At 69.7% G+C, this 13,550-nt stretch carries 10 protein-coding genes; 5 read left to right on the top strand and 5 right to left on the bottom strand.

Going from position 1 to position 13,550, the window contains the following annotated elements; genetic code table 11:
• Nucleotides 1-297: 297 nt before the first annotated feature.
• The gene (locus ACQP0P_RS18915; protein WP_433378471.1) at nt 298-1,662 is read right to left on the bottom strand and encodes a helix-turn-helix domain-containing protein; all 1,365 of its coding nucleotides are present in this window, start codon (nt 1,660-1,662) and stop codon (nt 298-300) included.
• A 249-nt stretch (nt 1,663-1,911) separates the two neighbouring features.
• Here ACQP0P_RS18915 and ACQP0P_RS18910 point away from each other — a divergent pair, with 249 nt between their 5' ends.
• Both ACQP0P_RS18910 and ACQP0P_RS18905 read left to right on the top strand, forming a co-directional pair.
• The gene (locus ACQP0P_RS18910) at nt 1,912-2,517 is read left to right on the top strand and encodes an ATP-binding protein (RefSeq protein WP_433378468.1); all 606 of its coding nucleotides are present in this window, start codon (nt 1,912-1,914) and stop codon (nt 2,515-2,517) included.
• Nucleotides 2,518-2,804: 287 nt separating this feature from the next.
• Nucleotides 2,805-4,058: an MFS transporter gene (locus tag ACQP0P_RS18905; protein WP_433378465.1), complete on the top strand. Its 1,254-nt coding sequence runs from the start codon at nt 2,805-2,807 to the stop codon at nt 4,056-4,058.
• Between the two features lie 152 nt (nt 4,059-4,210).
• Here the strand turns inward: ACQP0P_RS18905 and ACQP0P_RS18900 are convergent, their stop codons facing one another.
• The 3 genes from ACQP0P_RS18900 to ACQP0P_RS18890 form a co-directional block, all read right to left on the bottom strand.
• Nucleotides 4,211-6,166 carry a Xaa-Pro dipeptidyl-peptidase gene (locus ACQP0P_RS18900; RefSeq protein WP_433378462.1) on the bottom strand — a complete coding sequence of 652 codons (1,956 nt, stop codon included), beginning with the start codon at nt 6,164-6,166 and terminating at the stop codon, nt 4,211-4,213.
• Nucleotides 6,167-6,422: 256 nt separating this feature from the next.
• Nucleotides 6,423-7,535 carry a hypothetical protein gene (locus ACQP0P_RS18895; protein WP_433378459.1) on the bottom strand — a complete coding sequence of 371 codons (1,113 nt, stop codon included), beginning with the start codon at nt 7,533-7,535 and terminating at the stop codon, nt 6,423-6,425.
• A 199-nt stretch (nt 7,536-7,734) separates the two neighbouring features.
• A complete protein-coding gene (locus ACQP0P_RS18890) occupies nt 7,735-8,178 on the bottom strand; it encodes a hypothetical protein (RefSeq protein WP_433378456.1) in 444 nt (147 codons plus the stop codon).
• 194 nt (nt 8,179-8,372) lie between these two features.
• Here ACQP0P_RS18890 and ACQP0P_RS18885 point away from each other — a divergent pair, with 194 nt between their 5' ends.
• On the top strand, nt 8,373-11,228 hold the full coding sequence (locus ACQP0P_RS18885; RefSeq protein WP_433378453.1) for a BTAD domain-containing putative transcriptional regulator: 2,856 nt from the start codon (nt 8,373-8,375) through the stop codon (nt 11,226-11,228).
• A gap of 148 nt (nt 11,229-11,376) precedes the next feature.
• Here the strand turns inward: ACQP0P_RS18885 and ACQP0P_RS18880 are convergent, their stop codons facing one another.
• A complete protein-coding gene (locus ACQP0P_RS18880; protein ID WP_433378450.1) occupies nt 11,377-12,006 on the bottom strand; it encodes a hypothetical protein in 630 nt (209 codons plus the stop codon).
• Nucleotides 12,007-12,096: 90 nt separating this feature from the next.
• Here ACQP0P_RS18880 and ACQP0P_RS18875 point away from each other — a divergent pair, with 90 nt between their 5' ends.
• Together ACQP0P_RS18875 and ACQP0P_RS18870 are read left to right on the top strand one after the other, a co-directional pair.
• A complete protein-coding gene (locus ACQP0P_RS18875; RefSeq protein ID WP_433378447.1) occupies nt 12,097-12,348 on the top strand; it encodes a hypothetical protein in 252 nt (83 codons plus the stop codon).
• 98 nt (nt 12,349-12,446) lie between these two features.
• Nucleotides 12,447-13,538, top strand: coding sequence for a DUF5685 family protein (locus ACQP0P_RS18870; RefSeq protein ID WP_433378444.1), 1,092 nt, complete (start codon nt 12,447-12,449; stop codon nt 13,536-13,538).
• The last annotated feature ends 12 nt before the right edge of the window (nt 13,539-13,550 follow it).

Here is a 13,550-nt window from a genome sequence, read left to right as displayed (position 1 = left end):
GCCGCCACGACCGGTTGCCTACGCGCCCCTCACTGAATCAGGAGGATCACGGCAGTACAGGACGGGCATCGGCATGACCGACACGCTACGGAACCTCCAGCTCTCGGGCCACTGATTTCGCGCTGCCAGGCGCGGCGCCTTGCAAAGTGCAGAGAAGGTTCCCGCTGCTCGCCCTTATCGATGAGGGACTCAACGCCTCGGATGAAACCCGCTCCCGCCCCGTCTTCCTGACTCGACGGCTCACGAATGTGCCCCGCCTCGCCCGGCGGGGCACATCGGAAGGCCAAGTCTGAGATTTCAGGAGGCAAGCTCGCTGTCCAGGTAGGCGCGGAACTCCCGGACCTGGATGGTCGTCTCGTACGGCTCAAGGCGGTCGGAGAACTTCCTGATGCGTTCGACCGAGCGCACTGATGTCAGTGACCTGGCCATCGGGATCGCAGCCCGCGCCGACTCGACAGCCTGTTCCACCTCACTCATACCGAGATACGCCTCGGCAGCGTTCATTCGGTTGATCTGGGCAGAACGAGGGCGCTTCTCCATGAACGCGCATATCGCCGACTCTGCGCAGTCGGCCGCCCTCTCGTACCTGCCGAGCAGTTCCCAGCAGAGCCCTATCTCCGAGCCCAGTTCCGGTTCGTCGTGCCATGCGATCCATGCCGGATCACGGTCGGTGCCTCCTTGGGCGTACACCCGTTCGGCTTCGGCGAGCAGCTCTTCGACTCGCTTCGCCTGGTGTGCGTCCCGAGTCTCGGACGGCATCGCCTGCTGGGCGGTCGCCCACGCCTCTCTGACCAACAGCAACCCCATGACCTGGGACGGCGCCTGCGCCCGGCGGGCCGCGTCCACCGCAGCGCGGGCGAGCCACACCGCCTGAGAGGTGTGCTCCAGGTATATCGCCTGCTGGGTCAAACTGGTCAGTACCCACACGCCTGTCAACGCGTCGCCACCGGCTTTCGCCAACTTGAGCGCCTGACCGAAGTACTGCTGGGCCTGCCCATGGCGGCCGAGATCAAAAGCTGTCCAGCCTGCCATCTGTGTCATCGCCGCCGCGGCCGTCATCAGCTTGGCCCCGACCTTGTCGTCGTAGCGGCCTCGGAGCAATGGCGCCACGACGGTGTTCAGATAGTCGACCACGGCGGGACGTACCAGTCCGGCCCCGAACCGATGATCCATCTCCCCGAACGCCTGCCGCGCCTCGACGATCCGCCGGACGTCGGAGAGCCCCACCGCCGCCCCGGACCCCTGATACGCCGCCGAGGCGTTCGGGGCGCCGTAACTCCATTCCGACAGCCACCCGCCCAGTGCCGCCGGAACGAACGGCAGCGCGGCCAGCACGTGTCGCCGTTCCGGATCCACGTCGCACCTCCACAGTCGCCCGGCCGCCTCGACGGTAGCCCCGAGCGACAGGTCGCTGAAGTCCGGAATCAGCCAGGCTTCCGTATCGACCGGCGCGGTGCCCTCGATCCACCGCTCGACCTCGACCGGGTCCACCCCGAACACCTCGGCCATCCGCGCCCGGTAGACCGGCCGGATCTCCTGACGACCCCGCTCCCACCGGCTCCACGTCGTCGCCGACACCCACAGCGCCGCCGCGATCTCGTCCTGGCTCATGCCCATCCGCCGGCGAGCCCGCACCAGCTCGGGACGTCCCTCACCATCCATGACGACCTCCATCACCCAGAGCAACGAACTATTAACCCATTGTCGATGAATGCGGCTCGCGCGGCTCGCCCTCCGACGGAAACGACCAGGAAACGACCAGCCACCAGGATGATCCGAACGGCGCGCGGCGGCGACGGCTCCCCCGCGCGCCCCGCACGGGGAATCACAACGCCCGCGCCTGAACCTGGCCGCCGCCCATCCCGTGGCGTTTCCTGCTGGAACAGTCACCGAAAGTTATGGAGTGCGCACATGCGGCCAACCTTCCACGGCGCGGCGGACCCGTCCGGCGTCCCGGGCGTCCCCCGCGAGGGGATCACCGTCACCAGTGTGGGAGCCCCGGAGGAGGCCCTCGGCGAGGTCGGCATGCTGGTGGCCGTCCTGCACTCGGGCTCGGCCTCCCGCCGGGCCCGCGCCGTCGTGCGCGAGGTGCTGCTGGCCGAGGGCCTGCCCGGCGACGACGTCACCGACACCGAGGCGATCGCGGCCGAGCTGGCCGCCAACTGCGAGCGGCATGCCTGCCCGCCGTACGAGATCCGCGTCTTCAGCTTGGCGGGCGTCCCCGCGTGGTGCGAGTTCGTCGACGGCGACCCCGACCTGGGCTGGATCCCCGCAGTCCTCGACCGGTCCCGTCCGCAGGCCGCGCCGGACCCGCTCGCGGAGAGCGGCCGTGGCCTGCTGCTGGTCCGGGAGCTCTCCCGGGGGCACTGCCGCGCCTACCCCACAACGACCTTCACCACCGACGCACCGGCCAAGGCCGTCGCCTTCGCCCTCCCCACTCGCTGGGGCACCCGCCTGACCTGTCCGCCGCTGCTGCACCTGGGCCGCCGCTCGGCCCGTCTCCACCGGGAGCCGTGACATCCCCGAACGCCCCGCCACGATCCGCCGCGCCTGTCGCCGCTGGAGCCGTACGCCTTCGACCGCGTCTACGGCGGCTGGTGGAAGCGGATCGTGCACACCGACGGCGCCGAGGCCGTCCGCCGCTCCGCCGACCGCTACCTGTCCTTCGTTCTGGACGATTGACTCCGTACGCCGCACGTGACCCCGATCGACCTGGAATGATCGTCAATGGCCCCGACCTGCGACGACGCGGAGAACGGGGTTAACCACTGGAAAAGGTCGCCACGGTGAGGGATAGTCCCCTGGTGCCGAGACCTGAGGAAGCAGAGAACGCGCGCCCGCTGTGGCGGGACCGGAACTTCAACGTCTTCTGGGTCTCCCAGACGCTCTCCGTCGCCGGGGACTCGTTCGCCTACATCGCCATCCCGCTGCTGGTGCTGAACGTGACCGGGTCTGTCGCGCAGATGGGCCTGCTGACGGGCGTGGCCGGTGCCGCGTCGGTCGGTGCCGGGATCTTCGCCGGGATCCTGGCCGACCGGCTCGACCGGCGGACCCTGCTGATCTGCTGCGACCTCGCCCGCCTGGTGCTGTACGGGCTCATCCCGCTCGTCTGGGCGTTCGGCCCCCAGGTCTGGCTGCTCTACGTGGTGCTGCCGCTCAGCGAGGCGATCGGGATGGTCTTCCAGGTCACCTACGTGACCGCGGTGCGCAACCTGGTCGACGGCGACCGCATCACCGAGGCCAACGGCCGGCTCTACGCGACCGCCGCGGCGGCCGGTGTCGGCGGCCCGCTGCTCGCCGGGGTGGTCTCCGGACAGTTCGGCCCGACCGCGGCGATCGCCATCAACGCGGCGAGCTTCGCGCTGTCGGCGGCGGGCCTGTACTTCGTCCGGTTCAAGCGACCCGAGGCCGGCGCGCCCGCACCGCCGCGCCAGCGGCCCTGGCAGGAGTTGCTGGCCGGTGCCCGATTCCTCTGGCGGCACCCGGTGCTGCGCTCCCTGACGATCCTGCTCTCCTTCTTCATCTTCTTCACGCTCGGCATGACCGACGTCCTGATCTACCACCTCAAGCACGATCTGGGCCACTCCGACGGCACCGTCGGCACGGTCCTCGCGGTCGCCGCGGCCGGCACGATCGCCGGAGCCGTGCTCGTCGCGCCCGTCCGCCGCAGGCTCGGTTTCGGCGTCACCTGGATCGGCGCCCTCGCGACCAGCGGGCTCGCCATGGCGGGCGTCGGCCTCTCAGGCCGTGTCCCGGTGATCGCCGCCCTGATGGCCGTCTACCTCTGCGGCGTCAGCGTGGCCGGGATCTGCTCGATGTCCCTGCGCCAGCAGGTGACCCCGGACCACCTGCTCGGCCGCGTCACCTCGGCGTTCTGGACGATCCACTTCTCCCTCGGCCCGGTGGGCGCGGCCGTCCTGACCTGGGGTGCGGGCGGCTACGGCGTCACCGTGATCTGCCTCCTGGCCGGCACCGCCTGCCTGCTGATCGCGACGACCGCGCTCTTCACCCCGATCCGCCGCCCCGCCCCCGAGCAGTCGGCGCCCACCACCTCATGAGGCCGGAGCATCCGGCACTGAGGTGATCCCAGCGACCTTCGCGTCAGGATCCGGCCGAGGCGATCGGGGCCATGAGCGTAGGCCGAGTTTCCGGCACCCACCGGCTGAGCGGGCCGCCGTCTGGCGGCCCGCTCTGCCTGCCGGGACCCGGGTCAGCCGTTCGCCGCGGTGAACGCGGCCGCCCCGCCGACGAGCGGCAGCATGACCGTGCTCTTCGTCGTGTCGAGGTGCAGCGTCGCGCCGGGGGTGGGCCGGATGGTGTACTCGTAGTCGCTCGACAGCAGCACGATGCCGATACGGTGTCCCGCCGCGAACACGTAGTCATGCGGCTGCATGTCGAAGTCGAGGCGGTACGGGCTGCCCGGCTTGACCGGTTCGGTCTTCGAGATCGACTTACGGTTCTGCGGGTCCGTCCAGCCCCGGGTGATGATCTTCGCCTTACCGTTCTGGTCGTAGTCGACGAGCAGCGCCGTGACGTTCGCGGCCGGCCGGCCGAAGGACATCCGCAGTGATACCTGCGGCGTGCCGCTGAGCCGGACCGCACCGGTCAGCGCCCCCGACTTGTAGGCCAGGCGGTTGGGAGAGGTCACGGCGTCGGCGAGGGTCAGCGCCCGCTTCGACGCGTCGTCGACGATCGTCTCGGTCACCGGCGTGCCCAGGCGGGTCCTGTCGCCGGTAAGGACACCGGCGGTGCCGTCCGTGCCGGGCGCCAGGTTGAGCTCGGTGGCGGCCGCGGCCGGTTCGGGCCACTCGGGGTATTCCACCAGCGTCCTGTCCTCGCGCTGGATCAGCGCCCGCTGGTCGTTCTCCACGCCGTTCTCCTGGCCCCACAGATAGCGGGTGAACCAGCGGTTGAGCACGTTGACGCTCGGGGAACCGCCATGCCCGCCCTGGTGCAGATAGATCTTGTGCGGCACCCCGCGCGCCTTGAGCGCCTCGTACCACTGCGCGGCGTGCTTGGTCTTGACGTTCCAGTCGTTGAGCCCGTGCGCGACCAGCGTCGCGGCGCGGACCTTGTCGACGTCGTTCATGTAGTTACGCTCGTCCCAGAAGGCGCTGTAGTCGCCGGTGACCCGGTCCTGCGCCTTCGCGAGCTCCTCGATGACGCTGCGGCAGATCTGCCTGTCCGGGCGGGTGTAGACGTACTCCGCGAGCACGTCGGCGTCCTCGCCCTGGTAGCCGCCCGGGGCGAGGACGGCGCCGTTCGCGCGGTAGTAGTCGTACCAGCTCGAGATCGCCGAGATCGGCACGATGGCCTCGAGGCCCTCGACACCGGTGCTCGCGACCGCGTTGGGCAGGGTGCCGTTGTACGACGTGCCGATCATGCCGACCTTGCCGGTCGTCCAGGTGGCATTGACCTCCCTGCCGGTGGCGTCGTAGGCCTTCGCGCGCCCGTTCAACCAGTCGACGACCGCTTTCGCGCCGATGGTCTCGTTGCGCCCACCGGTGGTCGGGCAGCCGTCGGACTTACCACTGCCCAGCGACTCGGCATGGACCACCGCGAAACCGCGAGGCAGCCAGTTGGACTCGTGGCTGGTGCTGATGACGGGCTGCGGGCCGGTGCCCGTGACGGCCTCGTCACCGTCGGCCGCGTCGGCCGCGCCGGCGGCGGTCAGCCGCTCGTCGGTCGCCGGATCCTTCTTCGAACCACCGCGGTTCATCCAGCCCTTGCCCGGACGGAGTGCCTCGTGGAGCTCGTGATCGACGTTGTGGTTCGTGACCGGGTTGCCGCCGGCGTAGTAGGGGCTGGCCTCGTACACGACGGGCGACTTCAAACCGGCCGTCGCCGTCTCCCGGAGCCGGGTGACCTCGGCGTGCACCCGGTCGTTGCGTCCGTCGCCGTCACTGTCGATCGGGGTCTCGACCCACACCTCCTCGCGGATCCAGTCGTTGCGGTTCGTCGAGAACACCGGCTGGGCCATGCCGTCCACGAAGACCGGTCCGACGGAGGGGTCGGCGGCCGCGCTGACGGGGGCTGAGGTCGCCGCGACCCCGGCGAAGGTCATGGTGGCGGCGAGACCCAGCGCCGCGGCGCCGCGGCGTGCCGTCCCCGGGCTACGGGGGGCGGTTGGCGCCCCAAGACCCGTCACCAGGCGTGTTATAGACATCGACAAACCTTCCCGAACAATCAGTGCGGGGCGGGAAAAGGCCCCAACCAAGGTTCAAGGGACAGTAAAGGCTGTCCCAAGAAGACTTGATGTTATGGGCAGGAAGTACGAAATGTCGATGGATGGGCACCCTGTCTTGATCATCACAATTTCGACACATATCGAGCTAGATCTCGGCGGATCGAACGCCACACGCCGAGACCCGGGACCCGGTGGCATGCCTGGGACCGTGTACGGCCCGCCTTCCTGTTCGACCTCAGTTGGCACAGGGTGCATCACTGATGCGGGAGAGATCCAGGACGGTGTAACGCGTGGCAGAGGCCTCCCAGATCAGGAGTGACATTTCGGGTGTCGCCGCGCCGTACCTGATCTCGTCCCGGGTGGTCTCGGTCTCGGCGCGGTCAGGAGGGCCGAGGAGTGCTTTCCGCCGGGTGCAGCGGTCGTACAGCTGGAACGGGGGGCCGAACTTGTTGTCTCCGGTGGCCGTGGGAAGGCCGAAGAGAACGAATCGGCCTCGGATCGGGGGCAGCAGGCCCAGCGCGAATCCCGAGACGATCGTACGCCCGGAGCCGTCCACTCGCTGTATGACAGTCCTCGTGAGTTCACGAGGCGGAGCGTCGGCCCGTCCGACACACCATACGGATCCGCAGTACGGCCCTTCGACGTCGTCCAGGCGCCGCGCCTTGTTCTCCTGGTGAGTGACCAGATTGACGATGCTCTGCCGCCGCATGTCGTAGGCCCAGGGCCAGGAGGTGACGCGGAGAGCCCGCCCGGGGAGCACCTGCTTGGGCTCACCTCCGGTAAGGGGGACATGCCATACGCCGTCGAACCCCCACCAGAGTGCGAGATCGTCAGTGATCTGAAAGCCGCTGGAGTAGTCCTGCCCGTTGGCAGGCAGTCGGGTCACCATCTTCATAGGGCCGCCCGCTCGGGGCATGACCCACAGTTCCATGTGGCGTTCTCCGTCGTACCGCGGGTCAGGTTTCTTCTCGCCCTGAACCAGTAAGGCCACCTGTTCCGCGTTGACAGCCGAGCGTTTGATTTCAAAACACTCCTCGCAGGCGGCCCACTCCGGCGCCGTGGCGAGGACGGTCTGCCGTCCTGTTCGGACGTTGAAGCTCAGGAGTGCCGGACGATGCTCAGACGTCGTCAGGAGAGCCGTGTCCTTGCCGAGCATCGCGAGGGGAACCACCGAGCGGCCGTTCTTGAGCTTTCTGGGCACCGTGATGAGCGCTTCCGGCCACCCGCCGCCGGCAGGTGCCGCCGGCTCCTCGGGAAGCTCTGCGGACCATTCCGGCGGTTGCTGTGACGTGCAGGCGGTCCCCGCCCCGGCAAGCAGCAGCGACAGAGCCAGAATGAACCGTCTCACACCAGGCTGGGGCTTCACTTGGTGTCAGACGGATCAACGGCGGGGACGGTTCCAGCCAGAACACCCGGACCATCCGCGCCCGCCGGTTCCAGATCACCCTCACCCCTGATATCCCGAGGCCGTCCGCCACCCCGAGCTCAGACCTGCGGGCGGCACCCCCGACCCGGTGATCGGGAGTGCCGCCCGCCAGGCGGGACGATCAGCCGCGCAGGCCCTTCAGGCAGCCGTAGACGGCCACGGCCAGCACCGCCTCCGGATCGGTCAGGTCTCCGCCGAACCTGTTCCAGACCTCGGTCACGGCGCCGGTGGCGCACTTGCCCGCCTTCCACCACGCCCACTCACCGGCGGCCTTGGCCGCGTCGACGATCTGACGCCAGAACCTCTTGACGAACGCCACCACCGCGCTCCAGGAGCGGGGGGCGTCCTGGAACTCCTCGTCGGGGAAGCGGTACTCGTCCTCCGGATCGCTGTTCACCAGCGACATCGCCATGGAGTGGACGGTCGCCTCCGAGACGCCCGCGGCCTGCGCCGTGGCCGCGAGTTCCCGGGAGAACGAGGCCGCGCCGGCGGGAGCGGGGGCGGCGGTGACCATCACCGCCGCCGCGATCACCGCCGCCACGATCCCGGCTACACGCTTGAACATGAGATGCCCTTCCTGTCGTGTGACCATCGGCCGGGCGTGTACGCCCCGCCGTCACCGCACACCGTGCCGCGGGCCACTCACCCATCGGTCACATCTCGGTCACTCGGAGTCACATCAAGCGCTCACCGCACACCCGAGGCACGCTTGACGCGCACACTCGATCACAGAGAGAAATATTGTGATTACATTACGTAGTGAATACGGCGGGTTCTGGTTTCGAGTTCAGGGTTCTGGGGTCGTTCGAGGTGCTTCGGGACGGCGTTCCCGTGCCGATCCGGGCGGCCAAGCTGCGGACGCTGCTCGTGTCGCTGCTGCTCGACGCCAACGAGGTGGTTCCCGTCGAGACGCTGACGGACCACCTGTGGGGAGAGGACCCGCCCGGCGGCGCCAGGAACACCCTGCAGAACTACGTACTGCGCTGCCGGCGCCTGCTGGGGGACGACGGCCCGCTGCTGACCTGCCCGCGCGGCTATCTGCTCAGGGTGGACGACGAGCGGATCGACCTGCACCGCTTCGACACCCTGACCCGCCGCGCCAGGACCGCCGCCACGGCAGACGCCATGGAGCAGGCGTCGGCGCTGCTGACGGAGGCGCTGCGGTTGTGGCGCGGGGAGCCGTTGCAGGACATCCCGTCGGAGACGCTACGACGGGATGTCGCGCCCGTGCTGGCCGAGCGCAGGCTGGACGCGCTCCAGTCCCGCATCGAGGCCGACCTGGCGCTGGACCGCCACGAGGAGGTGCTCCCCGAGTTGCGGAGGCTGACCGTCTCACATCCGCTCCGGGAGCGGTTCTGGGCACAGCGGATGCTGGCGCTGTACCGGTCGGGACGCCAGGCCGAGGCCCTGCGCTGCCACCACTCCGTCAGGGAGATCCTCGCCGAGGAACTCGGCGTCGATCCTGGCGCGGAACTGCGGGAGCTGCACCAGCGGATTCTCAACAACGATCCCGCACTCACCGCCAAGGGACCGTCCGGCAATCTCCCCAGCGAGATGACGACGTTCGTGGGCAGGGAACGGCAGCTCACCGATGCCGGGCGGCTGCTGGAGACCAGCCGCCTGGTCACGCTGACCGGGGTGGGCGGAGTGGGCAAGACCCGGCTGGCGCTGCGGCTGGCCGCGCAGGTGTCGCCCACCTTCCCTGACGGGGTGTGGATCGCCGACCTCGCCCCGCTGGCCGAGCCCGGACTGCTCGACCGGACGGTGGCGCAGGCTCTCGGAATCCGCGACCAGTCCGCGCGCCCCTGCGTGGACATCCTGATCGAGCATCTGCGGGACAGCAGGACGTTGCTGGTGCTGGACAACTGCGAGCACATGGTGAGGGCGGCGGCGACATTGGTGACCGCGCTGCTGCGCGCGGTGCCCGGTCTGCGGGTGCTGGCCACCAGCCGGCAGCGACTCGGCGTCCAGGGCGAGCACGTCCTGCCGGTGCCACCCCTCACCGTGCCACCCGTAACCCCTCCGGAGGAGGAGGCCAGGCCGCCGCTGACCCGCTACGAGGCGGTGACGCTGCTGGCCGACCGCGCCGCGGCCTCGGCCCCGGACTTCCGGATCACGCGACACAACCGCGGTGTCGTCGCGCAGCTGTGCGGGCGGCTGGACGGTGTCCCGCTGGCGATCGAGTTGGCGGCGGTCCGGCTGGGGACACTCTCGGCAGAGGAGATCCTCGACCGGCTCGACGACCGGTTCCGGCTGCTGGCCGACAACGACGCCCAGAACGCACCCCGCCATCACCGGACTCTGGGAGGCGTCGTCGGCTGGAGCCACGACCTGTGCACCGAGCACGAGCGGCTGCTCTGGGCGCGGCTGTCGGTCTTCTGCGGCGGGTTCGACCTGGAGGCGGCCGAGTCGGTGTGCTCCGGTGCGGGCATCGACCGCCACGACGTCATCGACGTTCTGGCGGCCCTGGCGCACAAGTCGATCCTGGTCGTGAGCACCCGGGGCGGCAGGACGCGTTACAGCCTGCTGGAGACCATCCGCCAGTACGGCAGGCAGCGTCTGGTCGACCTCGGTCAGGAGACCGCGGTGCGGCGGCGCCACCGTGACCACTATCGGAGCACCGTCGCACGGGCCGCGGCCGACTGGTGCGGTCCCCGCGAGGTCAAATGGCTATCGCGGCTGCGGCAGGAACTGCCGAACCTCCGGACGGCACTGGACTTCTGCGTCACCGAACCCGGCGAGGCCCGGAGCGGGCTGGAGATCACCGCCAACCTCACCCGGACCCGGTTCTGGTTCTTCAGCAGCACCATCGGCGAGGGCCGCCACTGGCTGGAGCGCGGGCTCGCGCTCTCTCCGCGCCCGCCGGACCCGCTCCAGATCAGTGCGGTGGCCCTGGTCGCCTGGATCGCCCTCTGCCAGGGCGACAGGCGGGGCGCCGAGGAGTTCCTGACCCGCTGCCGCCGCCTGACCTCGCGGTTCCCCGACGGTGACGCCCCCGCCGCCGTCACCTATGTCGAGGGCGCCCACACGCTGCTCATCCACGGGGATCCGCGATCCATCCCGCTGCTGGCGCAGGCGAGGGACCGGTTCCTGGCGGACGGCGCGACCGGTGACGCCCACATGGCGACGATGCTCTGGGCCATGGCCTGCGCCTTCCTCGGGGACCGGGACACCGCCGTCGCCGCCGGTGACGCCTACCTGGCCGACGCCGAGACGTTCGGCGGGGCCTGGGCCTACTCCTGGGCGCTGTGGGGCCTCGGTCTCGCGGAGTTGCGCCACGGCGACCCGGTACGGGCCGCCGCGCTCTTCCGCGACTCGCTGCGCCGCCAGTACGACATCGACGACCGCTGGGGGCCCGTGTGGGGTCTTGAGGCGCTCGCCTGGACCATCGCCGCCGCCGACCGGCACGACCACGCCGCCGAACTGCTCGGCGCCGCGCACCGGTTGCGGCGCACGACCGGGGTGGCGCTCATCGGGCTGCGACCGTTTCACGACGCCCACGCCGAGGCCGACCGCCTGGTACGGCATGCACTCGGTACGCGCGCCTACACCGCGGCCTTCGAGCGGGGGGCCAGGCGTGAGAATGTCATCGGCCTCATCTGCGCGCCCCCGTGACAAAGTCCTGCCCACCCGCTCGGGCCCCGCCTGACCTGCTGTCAGCCGTTCGCGGATTCCCGGTGTTCGTCAGTGAGGTTCGGCGAACCGCCGCGTCGCCAGGGTTCCCGTCTCAACGCGAATGCCGGGTCCTGCTCCCCCATCCGTTTCAGGATGACCCGTAATACCGCGGGTTGGGAACTGTCAACGTGCCCTTCGTGCAGAAGTCACAGCTGATCCAGGTGTCGGCGTAGGTGACCTTGATATCGGCGATTCCCGCGCGGTTGAATCCGTTGTAGCGAGAAAAAGAACAGTTGCGGCCGGTGTCCTTGAAAGTCCCCAGGTTCACGTAGCCGTTGTCCCCGTAGCTACCTGCCCTGTGCCCCTGCAGCCGGACCTTGACCCCCCGGCCGTTACCCCAGGTGTCGGTGACGCAGATGGATCCGGAGACCGAACCCTTGGAGTTCCAGTCGATCCACAGATGGGTCACACCCGTCTGACCTGACGTGTTCCCGTACCCCGCGCCCGAGTTTCCGTACGTTTTGATCTCACAATAGGTGGTGTCCGCATCGGTCGCCTTACAGGTGGCCATGGAGCGCGCCTGTGCCGCCGTGCTCGGAACGAGAACGAAGGCCATGGCCGCCCCGATGGCCACGAGCGATCCGCTGATTCTCTTGAAGCCGGTCACTTCTCTCCCCGTGGTTCTGATCCGCGGAAGGCGGGTCGCTTTCCGCTCGACACACAGGTTGAGATGCAACGCGCCACAGATTGGTTCACCGTGGATTGCCCCGAAATCCATCCTTCGTGATTTTCGCGGGCCGGTTGAACCGTTCGGCGGCGGACCTGGCTGCCGTATTTCATCGGCACCGCCGTCGCAACGGTGCTGGGGGTGGCCGACACCCGGGGAATCGACTGGATCGAGCTGGCCCTCCAGGTGGCGGTGGCCGCCGGCGGCGTGGTGACCGCGGTGAAGATGTACGCCCGGGCCCTCACGAAGGGCGTCAGAGCGGCCCCTTCTCAGATGATTCCGCCGTTGACCCAGCGGGCGGGGCCCGCCAGGAAGGCCACGGCCTCGGCGATGTCGGCAGGCAGGCCCAGCCGCTCCGGTGGCGGCCGGGCGGCCATAGCGGCAGCCGAGTGACATGGGCGCGCACGGTTCACCGGGCCGACCCGCCACCCGCAAGTGTGTGACAAGTGGGTGCTGGCAGACTGGGCGCCGATCGCATGCGGAAGGGACATATGTTCGGGATCGTTCGCCCATGCCGGCACGGGATGTGCGGCGGGCTGTTCAAGGAGTGGATGGCACACCTGTGCGGGCTCTGCCTGGCCCTGCGGGATGAGCACGGGCATATCTCCCGGCTGGTGACCAACTACGACGGCCTGCTGGTGTCCGTGCTCACCGAGGCGCAGGCACCGGCCTCCTCCCCGCACCGGCGCGCGGCGGCCTGCGCGCTGCGCGGGTTCAAGGGCGCGGACGTCGTCGAGGCCGAGGGGGTAAGGCTGGCGGCCGCGGTCTCGCTGATCCTGGCCGCGGGCAAGGTCAGGGACCACGTCGAGGACGGCGACGGCGTCTACGCCCGCCGGCTGGTGGCGGCCGGCGCGGGGCGGGTGGCCGCCCGCTGGTCGGCCGCCGGATCGGGGACGGCCTCCGCCCTCGGGTTCGATCCCGCCCCGCTCCTCGTCGCGGTCGAGGAGCAGACCCGGCTGGAACGCCTGCCGGACCCGGGCCTGCTTCAGCTCACCGCCCCCACCGAGGCCGCGGTCGCCGCCGCCTTCGGGCACACCGCCGTACTGGCCGGCAAGCCGCACAACCGGGAGACGCTGGAGGAGGCCGGGCGCTACTTCGGCCGCCTGGCACACCTGCTCGACGCCGTGGAGGACCTGGCCCGCGACCGCGACCGCGGTGCCTACAACCCGCTCGTCGCCTCGGACACCGGCCTGACCGTCGCGCGGCGGCACTGCGACGACGCCGTGCACGGATTGCGCCTCGCGGTGGCCGAGCTGGACCTGGAGCGACGTCACCTGGTCAACGCGCTGCTGGTCGCCGAGACCGGCCGCGCCGTCGACCGGGTCTTCGGGGCGGCAAAGAAGAAGCGTCCCGAGGCGCCCCCGCGCGATCCGCGGCTGAAGCCGGACCCCGGTGGGTTGTTGTCGCTGCTGTGCATGTCGGCGGCCTGCTGTACCTGCGGGCTGTACCGGCCGCCGTGGGACGAGGACCGCTACAAATCATGCGGTGAGCGCTGCGATCCCAGCGGCTGCGACCCCTGCGGGCAGTGCTGCGACGGTTGCTCCAGTTGCTGCGAGTGCTGCAACTGCAGCTGCGACTGCTGATAGCAGGCGATC

Origin of the sequence: Streptosporangium sp. CA-115845 (genome assembly GCF_050943795.1) — a bacterium.
Taxonomy (GTDB): Bacteria; Actinomycetota; Actinomycetes; order Streptosporangiales; family Streptosporangiaceae; genus Streptosporangium.
Note: the sequence above shows the minus strand (reverse complement) of the source record. Positions and strands in the feature narration are given on the sequence as shown.